The organism is Filimonas zeae (genome assembly GCF_014641615.1).
Taxonomy (GTDB): Bacteria; Bacteroidota; Bacteroidia; order Chitinophagales; family Chitinophagaceae; genus Filimonas; species Filimonas zeae.
In genome coordinates this window covers 83,541-109,975 of sequence record NZ_BMIB01000005.1, presented here as the reverse complement: position 1 = coordinate 109,975, position 26,435 = coordinate 83,541, and the positions used below count along the sequence as shown (strand labels likewise).

The 26,435-nt window shown below is 43.5% G+C and carries 27 protein-coding genes; 21 read left to right on the top strand and 6 right to left on the bottom strand.

From position 1 onward, the window contains the following. Nucleotides 1-22 precede the first annotated feature (22 nt). The 13 genes from rplN to IEY13_RS24075 all read left to right on the top strand — a co-directional run bounded on the left by rplN (nt 23) and on the right by IEY13_RS24075 (nt 8,187). Nucleotides 23-391: a 50S ribosomal protein L14 gene (gene rplN / locus IEY13_RS24135; RefSeq protein ID WP_076379459.1), complete on the top strand. Its 369-nt coding sequence runs from the start codon at nt 23-25 to the stop codon at nt 389-391. Between the two features lie 104 nt (nt 392-495). Next, a complete protein-coding gene (rplX, locus tag IEY13_RS24130; RefSeq protein ID WP_146838656.1) occupies nt 496-834 on the top strand; it encodes a 50S ribosomal protein L24 in 339 nt (112 codons plus the stop codon). After that, nucleotides 834-1,409: a 50S ribosomal protein L5 gene (gene rplE, locus IEY13_RS24125; RefSeq protein ID WP_146838658.1), complete on the top strand. Its 576-nt coding sequence runs from the start codon at nt 834-836 to the stop codon at nt 1,407-1,409. The genes rplX and rplE overlap by 1 nt, the downstream gene beginning before the upstream one ends. A gap of 53 nt (nt 1,410-1,462) precedes the next feature. Next, nucleotides 1,463-1,732, top strand: a complete 270-nt coding sequence (gene rpsN, locus IEY13_RS24120) for a 30S ribosomal protein S14 (RefSeq protein ID WP_146838660.1) — start codon at nt 1,463-1,465, stop codon at nt 1,730-1,732. A gap of 51 nt (nt 1,733-1,783) precedes the next feature. Next, nucleotides 1,784-2,182 (top strand): 30S ribosomal protein S8, encoded by a 399-nt coding sequence (rpsH, locus tag IEY13_RS24115; RefSeq protein WP_188957187.1) that lies wholly within the window; start codon nt 1,784-1,786, stop codon nt 2,180-2,182. Nucleotides 2,183-2,318: 136 nt separating this feature from the next. Continuing rightward, nucleotides 2,319-2,873, top strand: a complete 555-nt coding sequence (gene rplF / locus IEY13_RS24110) for a 50S ribosomal protein L6 (RefSeq protein ID WP_188957185.1) — start codon at nt 2,319-2,321, stop codon at nt 2,871-2,873. 57 nt (nt 2,874-2,930) lie between these two features. Further along, nucleotides 2,931-3,284: a 50S ribosomal protein L18 gene (rplR, locus tag IEY13_RS24105; protein WP_188957183.1), complete on the top strand. Its 354-nt coding sequence runs from the start codon at nt 2,931-2,933 to the stop codon at nt 3,282-3,284. Between the two features lie 31 nt (nt 3,285-3,315). Further along, nucleotides 3,316-3,837, top strand: a complete 522-nt coding sequence (rpsE, locus tag IEY13_RS24100; RefSeq protein WP_188957180.1) for a 30S ribosomal protein S5 — start codon at nt 3,316-3,318, stop codon at nt 3,835-3,837. Nucleotides 3,838-3,898: 61 nt separating this feature from the next. Then, nucleotides 3,899-4,081 carry a 50S ribosomal protein L30 gene (rpmD, locus tag IEY13_RS24095; protein ID WP_146838670.1) on the top strand — a complete coding sequence of 61 codons (183 nt, stop codon included), beginning with the start codon at nt 3,899-3,901 and terminating at the stop codon, nt 4,079-4,081. 64 nt (nt 4,082-4,145) lie between these two features. After that, nucleotides 4,146-4,595 (top strand): 50S ribosomal protein L15, encoded by a 450-nt coding sequence (gene rplO, locus IEY13_RS24090; RefSeq protein ID WP_188957178.1) that lies wholly within the window; start codon nt 4,146-4,148, stop codon nt 4,593-4,595. An 80-nt stretch (nt 4,596-4,675) separates the two neighbouring features. Then, entirely contained in the window at nt 4,676-6,025 is a 1,350-nt protein-coding gene (gene secY / locus IEY13_RS24085; protein ID WP_146838674.1) for a preprotein translocase subunit SecY, read from the top strand. Nucleotides 6,026-6,110: 85 nt separating this feature from the next. Further along, the gene (gene map, locus IEY13_RS24080) at nt 6,111-6,956 is read left to right on the top strand and encodes a type I methionyl aminopeptidase (RefSeq protein ID WP_308421188.1); all 846 of its coding nucleotides are present in this window, start codon (nt 6,111-6,113) and stop codon (nt 6,954-6,956) included. Between the two features lie 4 nt (nt 6,957-6,960). Continuing rightward, on the top strand, nt 6,961-8,187 hold the full coding sequence (locus IEY13_RS24075) for a BaiN/RdsA family NAD(P)/FAD-dependent oxidoreductase (RefSeq protein ID WP_188957176.1): 1,227 nt from the start codon (nt 6,961-6,963) through the stop codon (nt 8,185-8,187). A 122-nt stretch (nt 8,188-8,309) separates the two neighbouring features. Here IEY13_RS24075 and IEY13_RS24070 read toward each other — a convergent pair whose 3' ends face one another. Beyond that, nucleotides 8,310-8,603, bottom strand: a complete 294-nt coding sequence (locus IEY13_RS24070) for a hypothetical protein (RefSeq protein WP_188957174.1) — start codon at nt 8,601-8,603, stop codon at nt 8,310-8,312. A 185-nt stretch (nt 8,604-8,788) separates the two neighbouring features. Here IEY13_RS24070 and rpsA point away from each other — a divergent pair, with 185 nt between their 5' ends. Together rpsA and IEY13_RS24060 are read left to right on the top strand one after the other, a co-directional pair. After that, nucleotides 8,789-10,684: a 30S ribosomal protein S1 gene (gene rpsA, locus IEY13_RS24065; protein ID WP_188957172.1), complete on the top strand. Its 1,896-nt coding sequence runs from the start codon at nt 8,789-8,791 to the stop codon at nt 10,682-10,684. A gap of 121 nt (nt 10,685-10,805) precedes the next feature. Then, a complete protein-coding gene (locus tag IEY13_RS24060; protein WP_188957170.1) occupies nt 10,806-12,125 on the top strand; it encodes a cryptochrome/photolyase family protein in 1,320 nt (439 codons plus the stop codon). Here IEY13_RS24060 and IEY13_RS24055 read toward each other — a convergent pair. Next, the gene (locus tag IEY13_RS24055; protein WP_188957167.1) at nt 12,118-12,975 is read right to left on the bottom strand and encodes a 1,4-dihydroxy-6-naphtoate synthase; all 858 of its coding nucleotides are present in this window, start codon (nt 12,973-12,975) and stop codon (nt 12,118-12,120) included. The genes IEY13_RS24060 and IEY13_RS24055 overlap by 8 nt on opposite strands. 1 nt (nt 12,976) lies before the next feature. Further along, on the bottom strand, nt 12,977-13,642 hold the full coding sequence (gene mqnB / locus IEY13_RS24050; RefSeq protein ID WP_188957165.1) for a futalosine hydrolase: 666 nt from the start codon (nt 13,640-13,642) through the stop codon (nt 12,977-12,979). A 73-nt stretch (nt 13,643-13,715) separates the two neighbouring features. On the opposite strand from mqnB, the gene IEY13_RS24045 reads away from it, so the two are divergent. From IEY13_RS24045 to fabD, 4 genes are all read left to right on the top strand, one after another. Beyond that, nucleotides 13,716-14,126, top strand: a complete 411-nt coding sequence (locus tag IEY13_RS24045) for a 6-pyruvoyl trahydropterin synthase family protein (RefSeq protein WP_188957163.1) — start codon at nt 13,716-13,718, stop codon at nt 14,124-14,126. An 11-nt stretch (nt 14,127-14,137) separates the two neighbouring features. Beyond that, nucleotides 14,138-14,554 carry a 6-pyruvoyl trahydropterin synthase family protein gene (locus IEY13_RS24040; RefSeq protein WP_188957161.1) on the top strand — a complete coding sequence of 139 codons (417 nt, stop codon included), beginning with the start codon at nt 14,138-14,140 and terminating at the stop codon, nt 14,552-14,554. A gap of 26 nt (nt 14,555-14,580) precedes the next feature. Next, nucleotides 14,581-15,180 carry a GTP cyclohydrolase I FolE gene (folE, locus tag IEY13_RS24035; RefSeq protein ID WP_188957159.1) on the top strand — a complete coding sequence of 200 codons (600 nt, stop codon included), beginning with the start codon at nt 14,581-14,583 and terminating at the stop codon, nt 15,178-15,180. 95 nt (nt 15,181-15,275) lie between these two features. After that, nucleotides 15,276-16,169, top strand: coding sequence for an ACP S-malonyltransferase (gene fabD, locus IEY13_RS24030; RefSeq protein ID WP_188957157.1), 894 nt, complete (start codon nt 15,276-15,278; stop codon nt 16,167-16,169). A 90-nt stretch (nt 16,170-16,259) separates the two neighbouring features. Here fabD and IEY13_RS24025 read toward each other — a convergent pair whose 3' ends face one another. From IEY13_RS24025 to IEY13_RS24015, 3 genes are all read right to left on the bottom strand, one after another. Continuing rightward, complete coding sequence (locus IEY13_RS24025; protein WP_188957155.1) at nt 16,260-16,724, bottom strand: GNAT family N-acetyltransferase; 465 nt, start codon at nt 16,722-16,724, stop codon at nt 16,260-16,262. A gap of 102 nt (nt 16,725-16,826) precedes the next feature. Further along, nucleotides 16,827-17,270 (bottom strand): DUF2147 domain-containing protein, encoded by a 444-nt coding sequence (locus IEY13_RS24020; protein ID WP_188957153.1) that lies wholly within the window; start codon nt 17,268-17,270, stop codon nt 16,827-16,829. Nucleotides 17,271-17,375: 105 nt separating this feature from the next. Next, a complete protein-coding gene (locus IEY13_RS24015) occupies nt 17,376-18,371 on the bottom strand; it encodes a beta-ketoacyl-ACP synthase III (RefSeq protein WP_188957151.1) in 996 nt (331 codons plus the stop codon). A 156-nt stretch (nt 18,372-18,527) separates the two neighbouring features. On the opposite strand from IEY13_RS24015, the gene ruvA reads away from it, so the two are divergent. After that, complete coding sequence (ruvA, locus tag IEY13_RS24010) at nt 18,528-19,127, top strand: Holliday junction branch migration protein RuvA (protein WP_188957149.1); 600 nt, start codon at nt 18,528-18,530, stop codon at nt 19,125-19,127. Nucleotides 19,128-19,211: 84 nt separating this feature from the next. After that, on the top strand, nt 19,212-26,426 hold the full coding sequence (sov, locus tag IEY13_RS24005) for a T9SS outer membrane translocon Sov/SprA (protein WP_188957147.1): 7,215 nt from the start codon (nt 19,212-19,214) through the stop codon (nt 26,424-26,426). Nucleotides 26,427-26,435 lie beyond the last annotated feature (9 nt).

Sequence of the window (26,435 nt, the reverse complement as noted above, 5' to 3'; positions counted from 1 at the left end):
TAACAGCTAAAAGCTAAATAAAATGATTCAGCAAGAAAGCCGCCTCAACGTAGCTGATAACAGCGGCGCTAAAGAAGTACTCTGTATCAGGGTACTGGGCAACTCTGGCCAGGATTACGCTAAGATCGGTGACAAAATCGTTGTTACTGTAAAAGACGCCATCCCTGCCGGTGGTATTAAGAAAGGAACTGTTTCTAAAGCGGTAATAGTTCGTACTACCAACAAATTGCGCCGTAAAGACGGTTCTTACATCCGTTTTGACGATAACGCGGTTGTATTGTTGAACAACTCTGACGAGCCAAGAGGTACCCGTATTTTCGGCCCGGTAGCGAGAGAACTGCGTGACAAGGGTTATATGAAGATCATTTCTCTGGCGCCTGAAGTGTTATAAACAAAAACGGGAAATTTTAATTACCTTTGCGCCCCCTTTCGCTTCCTAAGGTTAGTGAAAGGGCATCAGGCAGTCAGAAGGGTTGACTCCATAAACAAAATAAAATGAGCAACAGATTTAAACCTAAATACAATATCAGAAAAGGCGACACTGTAGTAGTGATTGCCGGTGATGATAAAGATCTGAAGAAACCCCGTACGGTTTTGGAAGTTATCATTGATAAAGGCCGTGTAGTGGTTGAGGGTGTGAACATTGTAACCAAACACACCAAGCCTTCTGCCCAGAATACCAAGGGCGGTATTGTAAAGAAGGAAGCTCCAATCCACATCAGCAACGTAATGTTGTGGGATGCAAAAGCTGGTGCACCAGCGAAAGTAAAACGCACCAGAGAAAATGGTAAATTAGTTCGTATATCAAAAAAATCCGGGGAAGCCGTTAAATAATGAGTACCGTTAAATACACTCCGAGATTGGCAGATAAATACAAAAGTGAAGTTTTACCTGCCTTAATGAAGAAATTTGCTTACAAAAGTGTAATGCAAGCTCCCAAACTGGAGAAAATCTGTATCAACCGTGGTGTTAATGGCGCTGTGGCTGATAAGAAAATGGTAGACGTAGCTGTAGAAGAGCTGACAATGATCACTGGTCAGAAAGCTGTTCCTACCATGTCTAAAAAAGATATCTCCAACTTCAAACTGCGTAAGGGCATGCCAATTGGCGCACGTGTTACTTTACGTGGCGAGAGAATGTATGAATTCCTGGATCGCTTGATTGCTGTATCACTGCCTCGTGTACGTGACTTCAAAGGCATTAGCGACAAAGCATTCGACGGCCGTGGTAACTATACACTGGGTGTAACCGAGCAAATCATTTTTCCTGAAATCGATATCGATAAAGTGAACAAAATCACTGGTCTTGATATCACTTTCGTTACCTCTGCCAATACCAACGAAGAGGCTTACGAACTGCTGAAGGAAATGGGTATGCCATTCAAGAACATCAAGAAAGATAACAACTAATATAAAATTCACGATTAGCCGTAAGGCTGATCTGAAATTGTAAATAGAAAATCATGGCAAAAGAATCAGTAAAAGCCAGACAAAGAAAGCGCGAAGCAATGGTTGCTAAGTTCGCTGAAAAGCGTGCTGAATTAAAAGCTGCCGGTGATTACGCAGCATTAGACCAATTGCCACGCAATGCGTCTCCTGTTCGTTTAAAGAACCGTTGTCAGCTGACCGGTCGTCCTAAAGGGTACATGCGTTATTTCGGTATCTCCAGGGTAACTTTCCGCGATATGGCTCTGAATGGCAAAATTCCAGGTGTTAAAAAGGCGAGCTGGTAGTATATCAGTTGCGTTAACAACAATTCATAACAGTAGTAACTAGACATAATTATGGTAACTGATCCTATAGCAGATTTCCTGACCAGGGTTCGTAATGCGCAGCTGGCTGGACACAGACTGGTTGAAATACCAGCGTCAAACCTGAAAAAGCGTATCACTGAAATCCTGTACGATCAGGGATTCATTTTAAAGTACAAATTTGAGGATGACAGCAAACAAGGCATCATCAAAATAGCTTTAAAGTACGATGCTGCAACTAAACAACCAGCTATCCGTTCTCTGGAAAGAGTAAGCCGTCCTGGTCTTCGCCAATATGCAAAGCCAGCCGATTTCAAGAGAGTAATCAGCGGTTTAGGTATTGCGATCGTAAGTACTTCCAAAGGGGTTATGACCGACAAGCAAGCGAAAGCTGAGAACGTGGGTGGTGAGGTATTGTGCTACATTTATTAATACTAAGCGCCAACAAAACCAGGTAAATGCCTGGCTTTGTTCGTTTTATATATTTTGTTTTCAGATACATTAAGCTGCACATACACGGCTGACCGGTTTGAAGACGTATTATCATCAGAATTAAAACAATTTTTGTATGTCTCGTGTAGGTAAAAAGCCAATTGTTGTTCCGGCCGGAGTAACTATTACTGTTGGTAAAGACAACATTGTGACTGTTAAAGGTGCTAAAGGTGAACTGAAGCAGGCTGTTGACAGAGATATCGTTGTAGAAGTTAAAGACGGTATCGTAAATATCGGTCGCCCGACTGATCAAATCCGCCACCGCGCACTGCATGGCCTGTACCGTGCTTTGATTGCTAACCTGGTGAAAGGTGTAACCGAAGGTTACAAGAAAGACCTTGAGTTAGTGGGTGTAGGTTATAAAGCAGCAAACCAGGGCAACACACTGGATCTGTCTTTAGGTTATTCTCACAACATCATTATCGAAATTCCTTCTGAATTAAAGGTTACCACTTTAACAGAAAAGGGTCAGAACCCTAAAATTTTCCTGGAAGGAATTGACAAACAATTACTTGGACAGGTAGCAGCCAAAATACGCGGCTTACGTAAGCCTGAGCCATACAAAGGTAAAGGTGTTAAGTATAGCGGTGAATTTATCCGTCGTAAGGCTGGTAAATCTGCTGGTAAGTAATTATAAATTAAAATAATCAGCCCCCCGGCAGTATCGGGGGGCCATAAATAAACAACAATGGACGCGAAAGTTGTAAGGAGACAAAAGATCCGCTATGCTATTCGTAAAAAAGTAGCCGGTACTTCTGCCAAGCCGAGAATTTCTGTATTTCGCAGTAACAGCGATTTGTATATTCAGGTAATTGACGATCTGAGTGGTAAAACACTTGCCGCAGCATCTACTAAAGACAAAGAAATTGCTGCACAGAAAGTTACTAAATCTGAAAAGGCGAAACTGGCTGGTGCAGCTGTAGCCCGTAAGGCTGTTGCATTAGGCATTACGGCTGCTATTTTTGATCGCGGTGGTTACTTATACCATGGCCGTGTGAAAGCTGCTGCAGAAGGCGCTCGCGAAGGTGGTCTTCAATTTTAATAAAACAACTAACATCGTAAATTCGATATAAATGTCTAAAGTAACTGTAAATAAAGTTAAAGCCGCCGGTGACGTGGAACTGAAGGAGAAAGTTGTGGCTATTAACCGTGTGGTAAAAACCACAAAAGGTGGCCGTACCTTCAGCTTTTCAGCTCTGGTAGTGGTTGGTAATGAAAATGGCATTGTTGGAACTGGTTTAGGTAAAGCTAAAGAAGTTCAGGAAGCCATCACCAAAGGCATTGAAGATGCCAAGAAAAGCCTGGTGAAAGTTCCTGTTATGCATGGTACTATTCCTCACGACCAGCTGGCAAAAGACGGTGCTGCTAAAGTGCTGATTAAACCTGCTGCACACGGTACCGGTGTAATTGCCGGAGGCAGCATGCGTGCTGTACTGGAAAGCGCTGGTATTACAGACGTACTGGCAAAGAGCCTGGGTTCTGCCAACCCTCACAACGTGGTTAAAGCTACCATTAAAGCTTTAACGCTGTTACGTGAGCCGGTACAAGTTGCGAAAGATCGTAACCTGCAATTAAAGAAAGTATTTAACGGATAAGAAAAGTCAGTAAGTCAGGTAGTCCCTGAGACTATCTGATTTGCCTAAAAAGATTTTTATTATGAAAAAGATTAAAATAACTCAGGTTAAGAGTGCTATCGACAGACCTGAGCGTCAAAAACTGACTTTGAAGGCTTTAGGTTTAAACAAACTGAATTCTTCTAAAGAAGTAGAAGCTACTCCACAGATACTGGGAATGGTAACTAAGGTTAACCACCTAGTGAAAGTTGAAGAGTTAGCCTAGTCATTAAGACCATTTATTAAGCAAGGGGGTGATTCCCCGTCGAGTTAAAAAATCATTATATATCATGAAACTGCATAATCTTAAGCCAGCAGAAGGTGCTGTACATAAAGACAAACGTTTAGGTCGCGGTGAAGCGAGTGGTAAAGGTGGTACTTCTACCAAAGGTAACAAAGGTGGTCAGAGCCGTGCCGGCTACCAGCGTAAAAACGCCTTCGAAGGTGGTCAGATGCCTATTCAGAGAAGAGTTCCTAAACGCGGATTCAAGAACAACAGACGTATTGAGTATAAAGTGTTCAACCTGGGGCAGATTTCCCAGATTGCAGAGAAGTACGGTATTACCGAATTTACTCTGGAGAACCTGTACATCAATGGTTTGATTAACCGTACGGATGCTGTGAAAGTATTAGGCAACGGCGAGTTAACCGCTAAAGTTACTTTCAAAGTAAACGCAGTAAGTGAAAAAGCAAAGGCTGCTATCGAAGCTGCCGGCGGAACAGTTGAAGTTTTGAAATAAATTTTAACGATATTTGCCAGACGCATCTTCGGATGCGTCTTTTTGGCTTTCATGCAATCACATAATTAACCGCAGATTCAGTGAAAAAATTTATTCAGACGGTAAAAAATATCTGGAGCATTGATGAGTTACGCAGCAAAATTCTGGTGACTCTGGGCTTAATACTGGTGTACAGGGTTGGTACTCAGATTGTACTTCCTGGCATCAATCCACATTTATTGGAAGCGGCCAAGGCCAACGCCGGTAAAGGTGGTATGCTTGGTCTGTTTGATATGTTCGCAGGTGGTGCCTTTACACAGGCTTCAGTACTGGCTTTAGGTATTATGCCTTATATCTCTGCTTCTATCTTTATGCAGCTGATGACCATTCTGGTTCCGCAACTGCAGAAGATTCAAAAAGAGGGAGAGAGCGGCCGTAAGAAGATTAACCAGTGGACAAGATATCTTACAGTAATAGTTACAGCTTTCCAGGCTGGCGCTTATGTTGCCTACCTGAACAGCCCCGGATATGCAGAAGCGATCATCCCTGCCTATAAAGCATTTTTCTTCCCTTCTACCTTAATTGTACTGACTGCAGGTACTTTATTTGTAATGTGGATTGGTGAAAAAATTCAGGACAAGGGGTTGGGCAACGGTACTTCTATCATTATCATGGTAGGTATCCTGGCCAGGCTTCCTCAGGCAATTATTCAGGAATTTGGTGCCAAGCAGGCTAAAGCCGGCGGTGGTTTGCTTATTTTCCTGATTGAAACTGCCTTACTGATTGCTATTATCATGGGCTTAATCATCCTGATTCAGGGTGTTCGTAAAGTTCCTGTTAACTATGCCAAACAAATTATTGGTAACAGACAGTTTGGTGGTGCAAGACAATTTCTGCCTTTAAAGGTGAACAGTGCCGGTGTAATGCCCATCATTTTTGCCCAGGCGATCATGTTCCTGCCTACATTGTTCTCTTTTACTAATCTTGACTCTGCCAAAGGTATTGTTCGCATATTCAACGACCACAGTAACGTATGGTACATGGTTATTTATGCGGTAATGGTTATTGGTTTTACCTTCCTATATACTGCTCTGATTTTCAACCCCAAGCAAATGGGGGAAGATCTGAAGCGTAACAATGGATTTATTCCGGGAGTAAAACCAGGTCAGCCTACAGCTGATTATATCGGTGCAATCATGGACAGAATTACCTTGCCTGGCGCTATTTTTCTGGCATTGGTTGGTATTCTTCCTGGTTTTGCGCAGCGTTTGGGTGTTACCCAGGCGTTCAGCACCTTCTTTGGAGGTACTTCGTTGCTGATTATGGTGGGTGTTGTGCTGGATACACTTCAGCAAATTGAAACACATCTGTTAATGCGTCAGTACGATGGCCTTATGAAAGGCGGTCGTTTACAGGGCAGACAGGCTACCACAACAGCAGCCAGTTATTAATTCAGATAATTGACAATAGTAAATAACCTGTTGGGCTCTGTCTGACAGGTTATTTTATTTATAGAACACAAGTATTAGTATACTAATGAGCAGGAGGTTTAATATGATTATGTATAAGACTGAGGCGGAAATTGCTATTATGAAAACAAATTCCAGTCTGGTGAGTACCATGCTGGGAGAGGTTGCCAAAGTGCTGAAGCCTGGTATGACAACGCTGGATATTGATGCTTTTTGTAAAAGTTTCATTCTGGATAATAAGGGCATTCCCACCTTCTTTAATTTTCATGGTTATCCCCATAATATCTGTGCATCGGTAAATGATGTAGTTGTGCACGGTTTTCCAAACAAGAAGGAGTTGAAGGAGGGGGATATCGTATCAGTAGACGTTGGTATTACCAGGGATGGATATGTGGGTGAGCATGCCTATACTTTTATATTGGGGGAGGTAAGTGCGGAGGTGTTGCAGCTTGTAAAGGTTACCAAGGAGTCTTTATATAAAGGAATTGAAAAGGCTATAGCGGGCAACCGGGTAGGAGACATAGCTCATGCTATTCAGGAACATACTGAGAAAAAGTATGGCTATGGTGTTGTTCGGGAACTGGTAGGGCATGGTTTAGGCAAGACCATGCATGAAGATCCACAGATTCCGAATTATGGTAAAAGAGGTACAGGCCCTGTGCTGAAGGAGAACGTGGTATTAGCCATAGAGCCTATGGTCAATATGGGTAAAAAGGAAATTTTCACAGAATCTGATGGCTGGACAGTGAAAACGAAAGATGGTAGTCCGTCTGTTCATTTTGAACATAATGTGTGTGTGAAGAAAGGGAAAGCCCTTATTCTTTCCGATTACAGCATTATAGAAGCGGCAGAACAAACCAATTCCAATCTGAATACCAGTTATTATACCAATACTGCAAAAGCTTCTTCCTGATAACATGCAAAAACATTTAGTTGTTATTGGTGGAGGGGCGGCAGGCTTCTTTTGTGCCGTGAATGCCGCACGATTGCAACCATCGCTAAAAGTTACCATATTGGAGAAAAGCAGTAAAGTGTTTTCGAAGGTAAAGGTAAGCGGCGGTGGTCGGTGCAACGCTACTCACTCATGTTTTATTGTAAATGAATTGGTACAGTTTTACCCACGCGGAAAAAATTTTCTTAAAAAGACTTTTCATCAGTTTAGCCCCTCTGATACGGTGGAGTGGTTTAAGGAGCGGAGGGTGAGCCTGAAAACCGAGGCAGACGGCCGGATGTTTCCTGTAACTGATAACTCTCAAACAATTATTGACTGTCTTTTACAAGAAGCAGATAGGTACGGCGTTGAGTTGTTGATGCATGCAGATGTAAAAGAGATCCAGCAACAGGTCACCGGCTTTTCGCTGATACTGGCTGGCGACAGACGCTTACAGGCAGACTATGTTTGCATAGCCTGCGGAGGGTTTGCCAAATCTTCTCAGTTTGACTGGCTTCGTCAGCTTTCTCATACTATAGAAGAGCCGGTGCCTTCTTTGTTTACTTTTAACATGCCTGGAAATGCTATTACTGCTTTAATGGGAGTAAGCGTTCCCAAAGCACAGGTTAAAATTACCGGAAGCAAACTGGTGCAAACCGGACCTTTACTAATTACGCATTGGGGGATGAGTGGGCCAGTTGTACTTCGTTTATCGGCGTGGGGCGCGCGATATCTGGCCGAACTGAATTATCGTTTTCAGTTGCTGGTGAACTGGATACCTGAATATACAGAACAAACCCTGAGAGAAGCATGGGCGGATATCCGGATGGATTATGCACAGCAGAAAATGGGAAGTAAAAATCCGTTTCAGTTGCCCTCACGCTTATGGGCCTATCTGTTACAGCAGTGTGAGGTAGATGAAAGTGTCCGTTGGAGTGAGCTGCCATCGAAACAACAGAATAAGCTGATTCAGCATCTTTGTCAACAGGCTTTTGATGTAAACGGTAAGACTACGTTTAAAGAGGAGTTTGTTACTTGTGGAGGCGTAAAAACATCTGAGATAGAGCCGGGTACTATGGAGAGCCGGATTGTACCGGGATTGTATTTTGCCGGTGAAATTATGGACATTGACGGTGTTACAGGCGGCTTTAATTTTCAACATGCCTGGACCAGTGGCTGGATTGCTGCCAAAGCAATAACTGAATGTATATAGAATATGCAAAGACTTATTTACAGATAGCATTTGAGGGATGCTTGCCGGAAGCCTGCTTTTTCCTGAAACAAAAAAAGAGGTAGTATTTTAGTTTAATACTACCTCTTTTTTTAGAAATATAGCTACTGGTTTTTAGCTGGGGTAGTTGCTGGCTTATTGGCCTTATAGCGCTTATCAGGAGTGCCATCTTTTTTTACAGGACCTGCAGGCTTTTGCGCTTTAGCAGCGTCTTTGTTGGCTTTAAATCTCATATCGGCTGTACCATCTTTTTTAGTAGGGGAAGCTGTTTTTGCTTCTTTCTTAGTGTTTGTTTGCTGAGTGGTACCTTCTGCCTTTTTTGTCGGTTTTGTTGTTTGGGCAAAGGAGGATACGGTGAGTACGCAGGCGGCCATCAAAGCCATGATCATCTTTTTCATATCTATATGAATTTAAGGCACAAAAGGTACTCTGATTTTGGATCGGTACATTTAATTTGAGGTGAAGAATTGCTTAAAAAGTACGTAGAATCAATGTCAATCCACCTGCCAGCTGCTGTAAATACAGTTTCTGCCAAAAAATAAGTAACTTTGCTGCCCCGAATAAAAAACCTCGGGACAATGTTATGTTTCAGAATTTAATTGTTAAAAACTTAAACGCAGATGCACAGGAGAGTGCTGCTCCGGCAGAACAACCTACTGCGACAACAAATGCACCTGTGGCTGAGCCGGTTGTTGCAACCGCTCATGACGACTTCGACTGGAGTATTGATAAGCGCAACGTTTCTCATTACTCTGCTGAAGAGCAGGTAAAGTATGACAAAGTGTATGAAAACACTTTCGTACAGATTGAAGATGGTGAGATTGTAAACGGTGGTGTGGTTGCTTTAACCAAAACTGACGTTGTAATCAACATCGGCTTCAAAAGTGATGGTCTGGTTTCTTTAAACGAATTCCGTGATCTGCAGAACCTGGCAATAGGTGATACTGTAGAGGTAATGGTAGTTGAGAAAGAAGACAGACAAGGTCACTTACACCTGAGCCGTAAACAAGCCCGTATTCACCGCGCATGGGAAAGAATCGTTGAGGTTCATAAAACAGGCGAAGTGGTTACCGGTACTGTTACCAGCAAAACTAAAGGTGGCTTGATCGTTGACGTATTTGGTATGGAAACCTTCCTGCCAGGTTCTCAGATCGATGTTAAACCTGTTACTGACTACGATCAGTTCGTTAACAAGACCATGGAGTTTAAAGTGGTTAAAGTAAACGAGGCTATCAAAAACGCAGTAGTATCTCACAAAGCACTGATCGAAAGCGATATCGAAGCACAACGTGCAGAGATTATCTCCAAACTGGAGAAAGGTCAGGTTCTGGAAGGTACTGTGAAGAACATCACCGATTTCGGTGCCTTCATGGACCTGGGTGGCCTGGACGGTCTGTTATACATCACCGACATCAGCTGGGGCCGTATTTCACACCCAGGCGAGGTGCTGAAACTGGACCAGAAACTGAATGTGGTTGTTCTGGATTTCGACGACGACAAACGTCGTATCAGCTTAGGTCTGAAACAATTAACTCCTCACCCATGGGATGTGCTGCCTGAGTGGATTCACGAAGGTGCTACCGTTAAAGGTAAAGTAGTTAACATTGAAGACTACGGTGCATTCTTAGAAATTCAGCCTGGTGTTGAAGGTCTGGTACACGTAAGTGAAATTACCTGGGCTAACACTCCAATCAACGCTAAAGAGTTCTTCAAGCTGGGTAACGAGCACGAAGCTAAAGTGGTTACTTTAGACAAAGATGCCCGTAAGATGAGCCTGAGCATCAAGCAACTGACTGAAGATCCATGGAGCACTATCGAAACAAGATTCCCAGAAGGAAGCAAGCACAAAGGTCTGGTGAAAAACATCACTCCTTACGGTGTGTTTGTTGAGCTGGAAGCTGGTATCGGTGGTATGATCCACATCAGCGACCTGAGCTGGCTGAAACGCTTCAACCATCCTTCTGAGTACACTAAGGTTGGCGAGCAAATCGATGTTATCATCCTGAGCATTGATAAAGAAAACCGCAAACTGCAATTAGGACATAAGCAACTGGAAGAAGATCCATGGAACACCCTGGAAGATACGTTTGCTGTAGGTAGCCTGCACGAAGGTACAGTTACCCGCAAAGACGAGAAAGGTGCTATTGTTCAGTTACCTTATGGTTTAGAAGGTTTTGCGCCTAACCGTCACCTTGCAAAAGAAGATGGTAAGAGCGTAGGAGCTGACGAGACTGCTCAATTCATGGTGATCGAATTCGATCGCAATGAAAAGCGTATCGTTGTAAGCCATGCGCGTATTTGGGAGCAAGCTGTTGCTGAAGAAAAAGAAGCAGTGAAGAAAGAGGCAAAAGTTGAAGCTGACAAAACGAAGAAGGCTGTTAAAACCATCCAGAGCAAAGTAGAAAAAGCTACTTTAGGTGATCTGGGTGCTTTAGCTCAAATTAAAGAGAAACTGAAGAAAGAAGAAGACAACGGTTAATCTGTTGTTACTGATTTCTGAAGATACAGAGGCGATACCCGAAAGAGTATCGCCTCTTCTTTTGTATGATTATCAGGTTATTGCTTAAACCTTTATCTTGCCGGCCTGTTACCTGTACAATATGAAACCGGAAGTAAACATTATTTGGTTCAGAAGAGATTTGCGATTAACTGATAATGCGGCCCTTTATCATGCACTTAAGGGGGAGTTACCGGTAGTACCGGTATTTGTATTTGATACCAACATACTTAATGAACTACCTGCTGAAGACAAAAGAGTAACCTTTATTTATCAGGCGCTGGAAGAGATGCAACAGCAATTACTTGAGTTTGGAAGCAGTATGGAAGTATATTACGATACACCGGAAGGGATGTTTACTGCGCTTTTAACGAAGTACAGCGTTGCACATGTATTTACCAATCACGACTATGAGCAGTATGCAATAGATCGTGATGCTGCAATAAAGGAACTGCTGAAAAAACAAAATGCTATACTACACACCTATAAAGATCAAGTTATTTTTGAGAGGAGTGAAGTGGTGAAAGATGATGGAACTCCATATACTGTATTTACACCCTACAGTCGCAAATGGAAGGCTAAGCTTACTGAATTTTACCTTTCTTCTTACCCATCAAAGAAATACTATAAGCAGTTTTACCAACAGAACCCGTATGGCTTACCTTCTTTAGAGAGTATGGGGTTTGAGCAGGTTGAGATAAGTTTTCCGGCCAAACAAGTGAAGAATGCTTTGCTGGAACATTACAAAGATACCCGCGATTTTCCCGGTGTAAAGGGTACCAGCCATCTGGGTATTCATTTACGTTTTGGTACTATAAGCATTAGAGAATTGGCGCGTAAGGCACAGGGAAAGAGCGAAGTTTTTCTGAATGAACTGATCTGGCGCGATTTCTATCATATGATATTGGCTCAGTTTGCACATGTGCGTACGGGAGAGTCGTTTCGGCAGGAGTATGACCGGATTCCCTGGCGAAATAATGAAAAGGAATTTGAACGTTGGTGCAACGGACAAACAGGTTATCCTATAGTGGATGCGGGCATGCGTGAGTTGAATACAACAGGTTTTATGCATAACCGGGTGCGTATGATTACGGCTTCCTTCCTTACCAAACACCTGCTGATAGACTGGCGATGGGGAGAGGCTTATTTTGCAGAAAAGCTGCTTGATTACGATTATGCGGCCAATAATGGCGGCTGGCAATGGGCAGCAGGAAGTGGTTGTGATGCTGCACCCTATTTCAGGGTGTTTAATCCTACTCTACAAACAGAACGCTTTGATAAAGACCGGAGCTATATAAAGAAGTGGGTACCGGAACTGGAGGGTTTTGAGTATCCGGCGCCCATGGTGGTGCATGAGGATGCCCGCAAAAGAGCGCTGGATACGTATGGCAGAGTGTTAAAAAATAACACCGGAATCAACTGAATATAGCAGCTGTATTTACTGCTGTACCGGGGTGCAATTGCTGATATACCTGTAGCAGGGCTGTCACCGCTTTTTCACCTTCGGTACCCAACTGTCTGGAAAAATCGTTTACATACAGGTTAATGTGCTGGCGCATCACTGTTTCGCTCATTTCCTGTGCGTGTGCTTTTACGTAATCGGACAGTTCGTGGTGGTGATGGTCGTAAGAATATTGAAGACTTATCTGAATTAGACTATTTACCCTGGTTATAAGCGCCTGATCCAGATTTTTACGGGCTACAATGCCACCCAGGGGAATAGGTGCTTTTACAGTAGCTTCCCAGTATTCACCCAGGTCCATTATTTTGTGCAAGCCTCTGGTATGATAGGTAAACCTGTTTTCGTGGATAATTACTCCGGCATCTACTTCGCCAGACAGTACTGCGTCTTCTATTTCATGAAACACCTTAAATACCTTTTTACGGGCATTGGGAAAAGCCAGTGAAAAAAGCATATGAGCGGTAGTATTTTCGCCGGGAATGGCAATTAGTGGCTGCGAATCGGCATTTGTAAAACGTTCCTGAAAATTAATCAGGTTATTTTTATCGGCAGTAATCAGGAGGGGGCCAACACCTTTTCCCAACGCGCCACCACTGTTGAGCACGGTATACTGCTGGCGAATCAAGGGTAACACCCCATAGCTTATTTTAGAAAAATCCAGTTTACCCTGTAAAGCCCATTCATTTAGCGTTTGTACATCTGCCAGTACTACTTCAAATTCCAGCCCTTCTGTATCTATTTTATGATTCACAAGGGCGTCAAAAACGAAGGTGTCGTTGGGGCAGGGGCTAAATCCTAACGTTAGTTTCATATCATCCTATCTTATAAAGTTTATCAATATACTTCAGCAGTGTATTGTTCAATGCGGATATGGAATCCTTTATTTGCCATTTACTTTTATCCCGTTCTCCAATGTAATTGCTAATGGCACGTACCTGTAGAAAGGGGATGTTAGCCTGGCGGCATACATAATGCAGGGCAGCGCCTTCCATACTTTCCGTAACAGGCTGATATTTTTTGCGGATCTGCTGAATGCGTTTTTCGCCGGTAGTAATCGTATTTACGGTAACTGCATTTACAGCAGGCAGTTTAAGCAGGTTGTACTCACTAAGCCAGGGGTTAGGCAACCTCCTTTTTTCAAAAGGGGGATAGCTGGGTTTTTCCAGTTTCAGGTCAAAAATGTCCCTCCATTTTCCATGTTCCTGCACTCCGGTATCTGCAAGGCTTTCTTCTTTTATCAACACTACAGAGGAAAGGGGCATGAAGGTATCAAAAGTGCCGGCAATACCTGCCTGTATAATCAAGTCGGGTTTTTCTTCGTATGCGAGGCGGGTAATGGCCCATGTGGCGGCTAAAAGGCCTACCCCACACTGGTGAAAGGTTACATTAAGCCGTTTGCTTTTCTGGTAAAGCGGGTCAAGACCTGCATAAGCGGGCATCCATTCGCCTATAGTGGCTGCTGTAATAACTACGCGCATAATAAGGCAAAGGTCGTGGTAAAATAGGTATAAACGCAGAAACAGTTAACTTTGCAAAAATTTTGGGAGCGAGATGGTTTATCTAACCCGGCTGGAACATTTTAACGCAGCGCACAAGTTGTATAATCCCAACTGGAGCAAAGAGCAGAATGATGCTGTGTTTGGTGTTTGCGCCAACGAGAACTGGCATGGTCATAATTTTGACCTTTATATTACTATCAAGGGAACTGTGGACCCTGATACGGGCTTTTTAATGGATGTGAAAAAGCTGAGCAAGCTGGTGCAGGAGAAGGTGATTAAGAAAGTAGATCACAAAAATCTGAATCTGGATGTGGACTTTTTGCGTGGTAAAATGTGTAGTACCGAAAACCTGGCAATGGGCATCTGGAACGAACTGGCACCGCATCTGCCGCAGCAGGTAAAACTACATTGCGTAAAACTGTACGAAACACAGCGGATTTACGTTGAATATTTTGGTGAATAAGTAACAACAAAATGCCTGATAACAAAGTAGCAGTATTCCGACATGAGCATTTTAATGCCGCCCACCGCCTGCATGTTCCTGAATGGGATGTAGCGCGTAACGAGGCTGTGTTTGGCAAATGCAATAATGCCAATTATCACGGGCATAATTATGAGCTGATTGTAAAAGTAACAGGTGTACCTGATGCTGCTACCGGCTATGTAATTGATCTGAAAATACTCAGCGATATTATAAAGGAACAGGTGCTGGATCGTTTTGATCATAAGAACCTGAACCTGGATACTGCTGAGTTTGCCAGCCTCAACCCTACTGCGGAAAATATAGCTGTGGTAATTTACGGATTACTTCGCCCGCATGTAGATGCTTCGCTGGAGTTGCAGGTAAGATTGTACGAAACGCCGCGGAATTTTGTGGAGTATCCTGCCTGATTTCTATTTCATAAAACATTTACAAGATGGCATACAGAAAAACTGAAGAATACGATGAGCGTGTGACGGAAGGGCTGATGAAGAGTTATAAGGATGCGTTGCAGTTACTGGGTGAAGATTCGGAGCGTGAAGGCTTACTGAAAACGCCGGAGCGTATGGCCAAGGCTATGCAATATCTTACACAAGGGTATGAGCTGAACGCAGTGGACATACTCAACTCTGCCAAGTTTAAGGAAGATGTTAGTGAGATGGTTATTGTGAAGGATATTGAACTGTATTCTATGTGCGAGCATCATATGCTTCCTTTTTTTGGTAAGGCGCATATTGCTTATATACCTAACGGATATATTACCGGGTTAAGCAAGCTGGGCCGGGTGGTAGATGTATTTGCCCGCCGTTTGCAGGTACAGGAACGTTTAACCACACAAATATTGGGTGCTATTAAAGAGGCGTTGAACCCGCTGGGAGTAGCAGTGGTAATAGAAGCAAAGCACCTTTGTATGATGATGCGTGGTGTGCAAAAGCAAAACTCTGTAACCACTACTTCGGCGTTTGACGGAGAGTTTCTGCACAATCATATTACCCGTAACGAGTTTTTGAAGTTGATAGCTTCCGACCTTAGTTAAGGCAGGAAGAGCGCATATCCCTTATTTATATGTTTTCGTGATCGGGGCTATCTAACTCAGTTACATTACGTTTGCAAAAAAGTTATCCATCTGTTATGAGTAAACATGCTTATATTTTCCCGGGACAGGGCAGCCAGTTCAGTGGTATGGGAAAGGCCTTATATGAATCTAACGAAAAGGCCAAAGCGCTGTTTGAGCAAGCGAACGATATATTAGGGTTTAATATCAGTGAAATTATGTTCACCGGCACCGATGCCGAGCTGAAACAAACCAATGTTACCCAGCCAGCCGTTTTTTTACATTCTGTAATAGCCTACAACACGCTGGAGAACGCAATACCTGATATGGTGGCGGGCCATTCTCTGGGCGAATTTTCGGCCCTGGTAGCGAACGGTGTACTTTCTTTTGAAGACGCTTTAAAGCTGGTAAGCATTCGCGCACAGGCTATGCAAAAAGCGTGTGAGTTAACCCCTTCTGTTATGGCGGCAGTACTGGCACTGGATGATGCCAGAGTGGAAGAGATTTGTGCAGAAGTGCAGAATGAAACCAAAGAGGTAGTAGTTGCAGCTAACTATAACTGCCCGGGCCAGCTGGTAATCAGCGGCAGCATCCGGGGCATAGATGTGGCGTGTGAAAGACTGAAAGCAGCAGGTGCAAAGCGTGCGCTTGTACTACCTGTAGGCGGTGCGTTCCATTCTCCTTTAATGGCCCCTGCGCGTGAAGAACTGGCAGCAGCTATAGAAGCAACTACTTTTAATACTCCCGCTTGTCCTGTATACCAGAATGTGGTAGCCCGTGCAGTAAGCGATGCGGCAGCTATTAAACAAAACCTGATAAGCCAGTTAACCGGTGCTGTAAGATGGACACAGAGTGTGCAGGCAATGGTAGCCGACGGTGCTACTCATTTCACTGAGGCAGGACCTGGTAAAGTATTACAGGGGCTTGTAGCTAAAATTGAAAAAACAGCAGTAACCGACGGAGTATCTTAACGGTTACACAACCAAATACAAAGGTTCATAGCTTACCGGCGGCAAAACAGGTAGTTTCCTGATGCAGCGTTAGCTATGAACCTTGTTTTATTATACGTTCACTGCACAGTTGATCCATTCCCCATCAAAACTGGCATTCAGCTTTTTATAGAAATTAATGGCGGGTTCATTCCAGTCCAGCACCTGCCAGCTAACAGCTTTTAACTGCCGCTCCCTTGCTTCCTGAAACAATTGCTGAAATAGTAGAGAGCCTATTCCTTTACCGCGCCATTCCTGGGTAACCAGCAGGTCTTCCAGGTACATACGCTGGCCTTTCCAGGTAGAGTAGCGGATGTAATACAGGGCAAAGCCCACCACATTTTTCTCAGTTTCAGATACTGCTGTTTCTGCTACAATAGCCCACCATACAGGTGAGGGGCCAAAGCCACTTTCTACAAAATGCTCCAATGTAACGGTTACTTCCCCGGGGGCTTTTTCGTAAAGCGCCAGTTCGCGCACTAATTCCATCAGTCTGGGGCAGTCCGCCTGTTCGGCCCTGCGTATAGTAATGCTCATTCTCTTCTGTTAGGTTAAGGCGTTATTTACATTATTGGAAGCGTAAATTACGCAATAACCCGGATGAGCCTATTTGCACAGGTGGGTCATTTCTATTAATGCTTATTCAGCAAGTTCCCAGGTGCTGGAGCGGCTAAGCAGTGAAAAGCCGCAGACAAAGCCTTTTAAACGCAATGTTTTACCTTCTACAGTCAATTTGCCGCAGTAGGTTTTACCCGATTTTGGATCGTAAACAGTACCTTCTTCGTACACATTTGCATCTTTGGTGTTTTGAACAAATGCTTTGAGGATGGGATAGTTGAGTAATGGTGTATTACGCAAATTATCCTTAGGATTCTTAACATCTGTACGGGGCTTACCATTTTCATCATTGGGCTGCGCCAACCAGGTAATTTTGCCGTAAAATTTACCATCTGTAGCCTTATATATCTGAATTTTAGACGTTTTTTCGGCGTTATACCATGTATGTTCTACTGAGGTTTTCTGCGCATCGGCAAATAGCAGGCATCCGAGTGTAAAGGACAAGAGTAAGGTTAGATGTTTCATATTAACAGCTTTCTACTTCAAGTTACTCATTTTCATGCCAGGAATATGTAAAAAAAAGCGGCCGGTACCACAGGTACCGGCCGCTGATAAAGCTTATTACATAATCTAGCTGTTGTATGCCCATTTTACCCAGCATGAACCCCAGGTAAAACCGCCACCAAAAGCTGCGAGAATAATGTTATCACCTTTTTTAAGCTGCTTTTCCCACTCCCATAAACATAGTGGTATGGTGGCAGCCGTTGTGTTACCATACCGCATAATGTTAATCATTACCTTTTCTTTCGGTAAGCCCATACGGGTAGCGGTGGCGTCAATAATACGCAGGTTTGCCTGGTGTGGTACTAACCAGGCAATATCATCAGCGGTAAGGTTATTACGCTCCAGTATCTGTGCGCCCACGTCTGCCATGCCGGTAACGGCAAATTTGAATACTGTTTTACCTTCCTGGTAAGCAAAATGCTCACGGGCCGTAACAGTTTCAATAGAAGCCGGTTTCAGAGAACCACCTGCTTTCATATGCAGATAATGCCTTCCGGCACCATCACTTTTCAGAATACTGTCTTTCAAACCATAGCCTTCTTCATCAGGTTCCAGCAGTACGCCGCCGGCACCATCACCAAAGATTACGCAGGTATTTCTGTCGGTATAGTCAATAATGGCGCTCATTTTATCCACGCCAATTACAATTACTTTTTTATAGCGGCCGCTTTCAATAAAAGCAGCACCGGTGGTAAGGGCGTAAATGAAACCGCTACAGGCAGCGCTAACGTCAAAACCAAAGGCGTTAACAGCCCCAACTTTGTCAGAAACAATATTGGCAGTAGCCGGAAACACCATGTCAGGGGTAACCGTAGCACAGATAATACAATCAATTTCTTCGGCGCTGATATTTCTTTTTCTGAGTATTTCTTCTACTACGGGTGCGGCCATATCGCTGCTGGCTTTGCCTTCCCCCTTTAAAATACGTCTTTCCTCAATGCCTGTTCTGGCTATAATCCATTCATTATTGGTGTCTACCATCTTTTCCAGCTCCTGATTGGTAAGCCTGTACTCCGGTACATATCCTCCTACAGCTGTAATGGCTGCATTTATTTTGTTCATGCTATAAATTCAATTAAAGGTGCCAAAGGTATTGACAATTAATTAATCTGGTTTTTCAATTTTAAGGGATGGAAGAAATAAAAAAATTAATGCGCAACTAGTTAAAAATTACACAAATCCGGCAGAAAAACCCCTATTTTTGAAATAACTCGGTATATGATAGCATTTGTAAGAGGCGTTTTTGCGCACAAAACCCCGGCCCAGGTGATCGTAGATGTGAATGGAGTAGGTTATGACTTACATATCAGCCTCCACACCTTCTCCGCCATAAGCAACCTGGAAAAAGGGCAATTGTTCACATATCTGCACATTACAGAAAATGGTCATACACTGTATGGGTTTCATGAGCTTAGAGAGAAAGATCTTTTTCTGCAGTTGATTAGTGTGTCTGGCGTAGGTGCTTCCACTGCAAGAATGATGCTATCCGGTATGAGACCTGAAGAAATAGTAAAGGCTATTGTTCAGGGAAATGCAAAGCAACTGGAAGGAATTAAAGGAATAGGAAAGAAGACTGCCGAACGACTTATTCTGGAACTGAAGGATAAACTGAATAAGCAAGCGCCTGATGTGGCTATGCTTAGCCCGGTAGATGCCCAGCAGTACTCCATGGAAACAGACGCACTGAATGCCCTTGTTAGTCTGGGAATAGCCAGGCCGCTAGCCGAACAAGCTTTGAAGAAAGCATTAAAATCCAATCATCTTACGGACGACCTTACACTGGAAGCGTTAATAAAAATGGCCCTGAAAAATATTTGAGCCTATTGATATAATTGTACTTAACCAGAGCTAGACAGAAAATTGATAACCCGCAAATATAGTTTTCGGTTTCATTGGATACCTATGCTGGTATGCTGGCTGTTTTGTGTGCAGGAAGCACAGGGCCAGAAAACCGATTCACTTCGTTTTCCTATACAAGACCGGAGAGGTGACCCTTACACTGCTCCGCGTGCTAATCCTTTTGATATCAGAGATACCTCTTACCTAAAACGTACGGTGGAATACGATCCTGTTACCCGTCAATATTACATCGTAGAAAAAGTTGGTAAAACGTACTACCGCAAACCCACTTACCTCACGTTTGATGAGTTCTGGCGTTTAAGGAGTCAACAGGCAGAAGCGGATTATTTCAGCCAGCGGTCGCAAACGCTTTTTGATCTGAATAAAAAATCAAGGCGCCCCAAAATGCAGATGTACAATAAACTGTTCGATCGCATTTTTGGGGTAGATAGTGGTGGATTAAAAGTAAACATTAAGCCACAGGGTAACGTAGATTTGTTGCTGGGCTATCAGGGCCAGAAGATAGATAACCCAACCCTGCCGGAACGTGCCCGGAAAACAGGTGGTTTTGATTTTGACATGAATGCCAACCTGAACGTAATTGGTAACATTGGTAATAAGCTTAAACTACCCATTAACTATAACACACTTGCCAACTTCGATTTTGAAAACCAGATAAAGCTGGATTATAAGGGTATGGATGATGAAATTATCCGGAGTATTGAAGCGGGTAATATCTCTTTCCAATCCAAAGGTACACTCATGTCCAGCGTACAAAGTTTGTTTGGTATAAAAACGCAGTTGCAATTTGGTCGTTTAGGTATTACCACGGCACTGGCCAATGATAGGTCGCAAAAGCAATCACTGGCATTACAGGGCGGCGGTTTAAAACAAACGCTGAATAAGAAGCTGGATGATTATGAAGAGAACCGGAACTTCTTAATGGCCCAATACTTCCGTAATACCTATAATAAAACCATGAGTAACCTGCCTGTGGTAAGCAGCCAGGTACAGATACTCCGGGTGGAAGTATGGGTTACCAACCGCACGGGTGCTACTACCGAAACCAGAAACGTTGTGGGATTAATGGATCTGGGCGAAAACGCTCCGTACAATACCAGTATTAACTCTGCTACATCCAGCCCGCTGCCACAGAACGGAGCTAACGATTTGTACGGATTTCTGGCAGGTAACGAGGCTAACCGTAACCCCAATCTGGTAAGTTCACTACTACAGGCAAGAGGTTTACGGCCCGTGAATGATTTTGAAAAAACTTTTGCCCGTAAACTGAATCCTTCTGAATATTATTTTAACCCGCAGGCGGGTTTTGTCTGTTTAAATCAGCAATTGCAGTCAGACCAGGTATTGGGTGTTGCTTATCAATATACTTATAATGGCCGCGTATATCAGGTGGGTGAATTTTCTCAGGATGTAGCGGTTGATTCTTCAAAAGGGGTACAAAAGGTACTGTTTGTAAAACTGCTGAAAGCTACTTCACAGCGTGTAAATCTGCCTCTGTGGAGGTTACTGATGAAGAACGTATACTCGCTGGATGTAACCGGTTTACAGCAGCAGGATTTTAAACTGAATGTATTGTATCAGGACCCCAGTGGTGGCTATAAGCGTTACCTGCCCGAAAGTGCTCCTGGTGTAGAAGGTAAATCATTGCTCCGCATTGTTAACCTGGACAGGTTAAACAACAGGAACGATCCTTTGCCGGATGGAGAATATGACTATGTAGAAGGATTTACCGTGTTATCTCAACAGGGTAAAATTATCTTCCCTGTACTGGAACCTTTCGGGCGCGATCTGGATACTCTGGCATTTGCAGGAATGCCGCAGTCGTTGAAAGACAAGTATGTATTTTATCAGTTGTACGATTCTATTAAAGCCATTGCGCAAACCTATGCCAATGTAAACCGTTTTGTGGCGCAGGGCTCTGTAAAAGGAAGCTCTACTTCAGAGATTTATCTGGGAGCGCTGAACGTGCCACAGGGATCGGTAAAAGTAACAGCAGGCGGGCAAATGCTTACGGAGAACACAGACTTTATTATTGATTATAACCTGGGCACACTGCGTGTAATTAACCAGGCCATACTTTCTTCGGGTGTGCCGGTAAATGTGCAGTTTGAAAACAATGCTACGTTTGGCTTGCAGCAACGCAGCTTTATGGGTATGCGTCTTGATTATGAGGTGAGCAAGCAACTGGCTATCGGCGCTACGTTTGAAAAGCTGGCAGAGCGACCCTTCTTTACTAAAGTGAATTATGGAGAAGACCCTATTAACAACTCCATGTACGGGCTCGATTTCAATTATCGTTCAGAATGGCCCGGCCTTACCCGTGCATTAAATAAGCTGCCTTTTTATAACTCCACTACCATGAGTACTATTAATGCTTATGGTGAGTTTGCTATGTTAAAACCGGGGCATGCCGGACAAATTGGAAGTGGTACAGAAGGAGCGGTTTATATTGATGACTTTGAAGGCTCTACCAACAGTATTGACATACGTTTTCCTACCACTTCCTGGGTAATGGCCTCTACGCCTGCGGGCAATGGGTTGTTTCCGGAAGCTACGCTTACCGATTCTATTGATTATGGTAAAAACCGGGCAAAGCTTGCCTGGTATAATATTGAGCCTATATTACAGGATGTAAGCAATGTAAACAACCCGCTAAGGGGAGAAAGAGAAGCGTTGTCAGATCCGCGGGTGCGTGCTGTTTATACCACTGAATTGTTTCCGCAAAAGACCACGAATATTGTGGATGTTCAGGCAACTACTTTAGATCTGGCCTTTTACCCGAGAGAAAGAGGGCCTTACAACTACTCCAGCAGCCCCTCTGAAATTGATGCCGAAGGTAATCTGCTGAACCCACGTAGTCGCTGGGGGGGTATTATGCGTAACGTTGACCAAACCGACTTTGAAACCGGTAATATCGGTTTTATTGAATTTTGGGTACAGGATCCTTATATTATGCAACCCAACAGTACGGGTGGTAAGCTTTATATCAACCTGGGCGACATTAGTGAGGATGTTCTTAAAGACGGTCGCAGGTTTTATGAAAATGGTTTAAATACACCTACACAATCTGCTTCAATAGATAGTACCACTACCTGGGGCCGTACGCCCATTAACCCTATTCAGATTACACAGGCTTTTAGTAACGAACCTTCAGACCGTGCTTTTCAGGATCTGGGCTTTGATGGTTTGGATGATGCGGGGGAACGCCAGAAAAGAGGTAAGTTTCTGAATGATCTGTCAGTAAACTTTACTCAGTTTTCTACTGTATTCCGGGATGCTTTTAACGATCCTTCTTCGGATAACTATAAATGGTACCGCGATGAAAGTTATGATGCTGCCAAAACCGGTATTCTTGGGAGGTATAAAAACTTTAACAGGCCGCAGGGTAACTCCCCGGTTGTATCCGGAGGTTCACTGTTTTCTCCTGCAGCAACGCTATATCCTGATAATGAAGATTTGAACCGGGATAACACTCTGAATGAAAGTGAAGATTATTATGAGTATGAGATCAATCTTACTCCCAATATGCAGGTGGGCTCTAAATATATTACCGACAAAAGAACTTTTACACCCACTACCCCTAACAATAATGCCAGAGAGGAAAGCTGGTATCTGTACCGTATTCCGGTAAATGACTTTACCAGAAAAGTGGGTAATATTCCCGATTTTAAATCCATTCGTTTTATCCGTTTATTTCTTAGTGGTTTTGAAGATTCAGTGGTAATGCGTTTTGCAAAGTTTGATCTTGTTCGTAACCAATGGAGAAATTTTACTTATGATCTGGATACCACCGGTTCTTACAGGCCGATACAAAATACCGGCGGTACTACATTTGATGTGCAGGCAGTAAACCTGGAAGATAATAGCGATCGGAGGCCTATTCCTTACAGAATACCTCCTGGTATTGAAAGGGTGCAGATGCTGAGCAATAATGGTGTCAACCTGCTACAGAACGAGCAATCGATGAGTTTAAAAGTAAGGGGCCTGGTAAATGGTGATTCGAGGGCGGTGTTTAAAACTATGAATCTGGATATGCGTCAGTATGGCCGTTTATCTATGTTCATGCACGCAGAATCTATGATCGGCCGTACAGCGGTACAGGATGACGAATTGAATGCGGTAATCCGTATTGGACAAGACTTTCTTAATAACTATTATGAGATAAAGGTTCCATTAAAAATCACGCAGCCTTCCATGGCGGCTACAGGAGAACAGATATGGCCTATAGATAATGAACTGAATGTAAGCCTGCAGGAGCTGGTAAAACTAAAACTGAGAAGAAACAGCAACGGCGCTCCTATAAGTAACATATACCGGGAGCAGATTAGTGGCCGCACTATATCTATCATGGGTAACCCTAACCTGGGCGAAGTAAATGCTTTCCTTATTGCGGTAGAAAATGCCACCGACGCTAACACTCTGCCATTGGATGCAGAGGTTTGGTTTAACGAACTGCGGCTTGCAGAAATTGACGAAAAAGGAGGCTGGGCTGCATTGGGCAGGGTAGATATGCAATTGTCAGATCTGGGTACTTTCTCTTTATCTGCCAATACTTACACACAAGGATGGGGTAGTATTGAACAGCGCACTAATGAAAGAGCCCGGGAAGATATGATGCAGTTTGATGCTGCATTGCAGATTGATGCGGGTAAACTGATGCCTAAGAGTCTTGGGGTATCTATGCCTGTATACGCCAGCATTAATAAAACAACGTATACGCCGGAATATGATCCCTATAATCTGGATGTAAAACTGGATGATGTACTGGCAACGGCAGGTAATAAAAGAGATTCTGTAAAAAATGTAGCGTTGGACCAGACTACTATTAAAACGCTGAACTTTACCAACGTAAGGTTTGGTAATACCGGTAAAAAGCCGAAGCTATGGAGCATCAGTAACTTCGACTTTAGTTATTCATACACCAGTACTGTACAAACCAGCCCGCTTATAACCCGCAATAGCGTTATTAAACATCATGGCGGCTTTGGTTACACCTATAACGGAACGGCTAAATACATACAACCCTTCAGAAGGTTATTTAAAGGCAAGAGCCCCTGGTTTGCTTTATTAACCGATTTCAACTTTAACCTTACACCTTCTTTAATAGGTTTCAGAACAGATATTAATCGCCAGTTTGGTACCTATATACCGCGTATTATTAATACCTATGATAATAAAGTGGAACGTGTAGATACCACATTTGACAAGTACTTTACGTTTGACAGGTACTATAATTTCCGCTGGGATCTGGCACGCTCACTGAATCTGGATTTTAATGCCGTAAACAAAGCCTATGTTGACGAGCCGGCTGGCAGACTGGATACCAAGGCTAAGCGCGACTCTGTGAAAAATAACTTCTTTAAGGGGGGGCGTAATACTTTATATCAACAGAAAGTAGTGGCCAGTTATAACCTGCCGCTGAATAAACTACCATTGACTGACTGGATAAATGTGCGCTATAGCTACTCTGCCAACTATAACTGGATTGGTGCCAGCCGCCTGGCCCTGAATCTGGGTAACATTATTGAAAATGGCCAGCAGAATACGTTAAACGGAGAGTTTGACTTTACGCGTTTGTATAGCAAATCGAAGCTGTTAAATGCCATAGACATGCCTGCCGGGCCTGCACAAAAGAAGCAGCCTGCTAAAGCGCCCACAGTTAACCCTGCCGGCAAAGACCCCATGGCCACCATACCTTCCAGAGAGGAAGTGGTGAAAGGGCTTTCCGGTAAAAAAAGAAGAGAAGCCCTGCGCAAATGGCGTCAGCAGAAAAGAGATGCCAGAAAGGCAGCGAAACTGTTAAAGGCCAATGAACCTATTAATCCGGGTGGTATAGTAAAAGCCGGTGGCAGATTGCTTACCATGGTGAAGACCGTTTCTGTTAACTATACCGCTAACTATAGCACCCGCGTTCCGGGCTATATGGATAGCACACGTGTATTGGGGCAAAACTGGAGCAGTATGCAGCCGGGAATGGACTTTGTATTGGGCAAACAGCCGGGTACAGAATGGCTGGATGCCAAAGCAAAGCAGGGGATTATTTCGCGCGATTCTACTTTTAACCTCATGTTCAGGCAAACCTTTGATCAAAGGCTGGCATTAACGGGTAGGCTGGAGCCGATAAGAGAGTTTACTGTCGATCTGAATCTTGATAAATCATTCAGCAAAGAATATTCAGAACTATTTAAGGATACTACGGGCACTGGTAACAATTTTGGTCACCTGAGTCCTTACGCAGCGGGTGGTTTCAGTGTTTCTTATATCAGCTTTAAAACCATGTTTCGCAAGTACAATTCAGGCGAGGTTTCCGGTACTTTTAAAGAGTTCCAGAACAACCGTATGATTATCTCTGAAAGGCTTGCACGTAGTAACCCTTATCAGAACGGAACCAAAACCCCGGATGGTTATTATACGGGTTATGGAAGGTACTCACAGGAAGTAATTATACCCGCATTCATTGCAGCATATAGCGGAAAAGATCCTAATAGCGTTAGTCTTATCAAACAATCTAACCGCAATATTAAATCCAACCCATTCAGTGGTATTAAGCCTATGCCTAACTGGCGGGCTACTTATACCGGATTGTCGCGTATGCTGGGGCTGCAGAATGTATTCTCTAACGTAACACTTACACATGGTTACAACGGAACACTGAGCATGAATAGCTATACCAGCGCGCTTAACTTTAACGATCCGTTCCATCTCGGTTCTCCTGGCTTTTTAGATACGGTGTCTGGTAACTTTGTACCTTATTTCCTGGTGCCAAACCTTACCATACAAGAGCAGTTTAGCCCGTTATTGGGTATAGATGTTACCACTATCAGCCAGCTGAACGTGAAGTTTGAATACATCAAAAGTCGTCAGCTGAGTATGAGCCTGATTGACTATCAACTGAGTGAGGTAAGAAGTACCCAATGGAATTTTGGTTTCAGCTGGCGTAAACGTGGGTTAGTGTTGCCTTTTGCACTGCCGGGCAGTGGGGGAAGTAAAAAGCTGAATAATGATCTTAATATTACACTGGATGTTTCTATGCGTGATGATACACAGAACAACAGTACGCTTGATCAGAATGCCAGTTACAGTACCGGTGGCCAGAAAGTGATTAAAATACAGCCTTCCATAGATTATATCCTGAATAATCGTATTAACGTGAAGCTGTACTTCGATCAGCAGAAGACAATACCTTATATCTCTTCATCTTCACCCATTACTACCACCAGAGGCGGATTACAAATCCGGATTTCTCTGGCGCAGTAATTAAGCTAT

Coding starts and splice junctions, on each gene's coding strand:
- rplN (WP_076379459.1), top strand. CDS start 23: ATGATTCAGCAAGAAAGCCGCCTCAACGTAGCTGATAACAGCGGCGCT.
- rplX (WP_146838656.1), top strand. CDS start 496: ATGAGCAACAGATTTAAACCTAAATACAATATCAGAAAAGGCGACACT.
- rplE (WP_146838658.1), top strand. CDS start 834: ATGAGTACCGTTAAATACACTCCGAGATTGGCAGATAAATACAAAAGT.
- rpsN (WP_146838660.1), top strand. CDS start 1,463: ATGGCAAAAGAATCAGTAAAAGCCAGACAAAGAAAGCGCGAAGCAATG.
- rpsH (WP_188957187.1), top strand. CDS start 1,784: ATGGTAACTGATCCTATAGCAGATTTCCTGACCAGGGTTCGTAATGCG.
- rplF (WP_188957185.1), top strand. CDS start 2,319: ATGTCTCGTGTAGGTAAAAAGCCAATTGTTGTTCCGGCCGGAGTAACT.
- rplR (WP_188957183.1), top strand. CDS start 2,931: ATGGACGCGAAAGTTGTAAGGAGACAAAAGATCCGCTATGCTATTCGT.
- rpsE (WP_188957180.1), top strand. CDS start 3,316: ATGTCTAAAGTAACTGTAAATAAAGTTAAAGCCGCCGGTGACGTGGAA.
- rpmD (WP_146838670.1), top strand. CDS start 3,899: ATGAAAAAGATTAAAATAACTCAGGTTAAGAGTGCTATCGACAGACCT.
- rplO (WP_188957178.1), top strand. CDS start 4,146: ATGAAACTGCATAATCTTAAGCCAGCAGAAGGTGCTGTACATAAAGAC.
- map (WP_308421188.1), top strand. CDS start 6,111: ATGAGCAGGAGGTTTAATATGATTATGTATAAGACTGAGGCGGAAATT.
- IEY13_RS24075 (WP_188957176.1), top strand. CDS start 6,961: ATGCAAAAACATTTAGTTGTTATTGGTGGAGGGGCGGCAGGCTTCTTT.
- IEY13_RS24070 (WP_188957174.1), bottom strand. CDS start 8,603: ATGAAAAAGATGATCATGGCTTTGATGGCCGCCTGCGTACTCACCGTA.
- rpsA (WP_188957172.1), top strand. CDS start 8,789: ATGTTTCAGAATTTAATTGTTAAAAACTTAAACGCAGATGCACAGGAG.
- IEY13_RS24060 (WP_188957170.1), top strand. CDS start 10,806: ATGAAACCGGAAGTAAACATTATTTGGTTCAGAAGAGATTTGCGATTA.
- IEY13_RS24055 (WP_188957167.1), bottom strand. CDS start 12,975: ATGAAACTAACGTTAGGATTTAGCCCCTGCCCCAACGACACCTTCGTT.
- mqnB (WP_188957165.1), bottom strand. CDS start 13,642: ATGCGCGTAGTTATTACAGCAGCCACTATAGGCGAATGGATGCCCGCT.
- IEY13_RS24045 (WP_188957163.1), top strand. CDS start 13,716: ATGGTTTATCTAACCCGGCTGGAACATTTTAACGCAGCGCACAAGTTG.
- IEY13_RS24040 (WP_188957161.1), top strand. CDS start 14,138: ATGCCTGATAACAAAGTAGCAGTATTCCGACATGAGCATTTTAATGCC.
- folE (WP_188957159.1), top strand. CDS start 14,581: ATGGCATACAGAAAAACTGAAGAATACGATGAGCGTGTGACGGAAGGG.
- fabD (WP_188957157.1), top strand. CDS start 15,276: ATGAGTAAACATGCTTATATTTTCCCGGGACAGGGCAGCCAGTTCAGT.
- IEY13_RS24025 (WP_188957155.1), bottom strand. CDS start 16,724: ATGAGCATTACTATACGCAGGGCCGAACAGGCGGACTGCCCCAGACTG.
- IEY13_RS24020 (WP_188957153.1), bottom strand. CDS start 17,270: ATGAAACATCTAACCTTACTCTTGTCCTTTACACTCGGATGCCTGCTA.
- IEY13_RS24015 (WP_188957151.1), bottom strand. CDS start 18,371: ATGAACAAAATAAATGCAGCCATTACAGCTGTAGGAGGATATGTACCG.
- ruvA (WP_188957149.1), top strand. CDS start 18,528: ATGATAGCATTTGTAAGAGGCGTTTTTGCGCACAAAACCCCGGCCCAG.
- sov (WP_188957147.1), top strand. CDS start 19,212: ATGCTGGTATGCTGGCTGTTTTGTGTGCAGGAAGCACAGGGCCAGAAA.